Source organism: Halalkalibacter sp. AB-rgal2, assembly GCF_041821005.1.
Taxonomy (GTDB): domain Bacteria; phylum Bacillota; class Bacilli; order Bacillales; family Bacillaceae_D; genus Halalkalibacter.
Genome location: NZ_JBGUAV010000076.1, coordinates 1 through 590 on the forward strand (window position 1 = coordinate 1; position 590 = coordinate 590).

The following is a 590-nucleotide window of genomic DNA, read 5'->3' on the forward strand; positions in this document are numbered from 1 at the left end:
AAAAGCTAGGAAGAAATGCATTTAGTCGAATTCCTAAGGGTAAGGGAGGGGCTCCAGTACCTACAACCCCAGGTGGTGGTAGCAATCCTAAAGACTTTGTCAACCCACATTCTGAAAAACATATATATGACTCAAGTAGACCATCTACTCCCAATAGGTCACAATATGGTGAAGATGTGGATGTAGCCAAGTTAAGGCAAGACACAATGACTAATCCTGATAAAGCTTATTCAAACTGGCCAAATCCTAATAATCCGAATCCAAACAGAATAACTAAGTACTATAAAGAATTTGACGGAAATATCAGTACACCTGATACACCGACTGGAAGTCATAGGGTATTTGAAAACCTAGACGATCCAACCAGAAGCTCACATTTTCCTTATGTTCCAAGAAAATAAATATTAAGTAGGTGAGATACTTGAGTAACTTTTTGTATCATGCATATTTGACTGAAAATCACGAACATTATGTTTCGCCCGAAGAAGTCATGAGTGGTGGCATTAAATATTCTACTAAGTCAAATAATAGATATAGTAATGGTGGCAGAGTGAAATTTGAGATAACAGAACTATTAAGACCTTCCAATA

Annotated in this window: 1 protein-coding gene; it reads left to right on the top strand. The window is 36.9% G+C overall.

Annotated elements, in window-relative coordinates; genetic code table 11:
• Window positions 1–401: hypothetical protein (locus ACERJO_RS21050; RefSeq protein WP_373648786.1), on the top strand; the 401-nt coding region annotated here is incomplete at its 5' end.
• Window positions 402–590 lie beyond the last annotated feature (189 nt).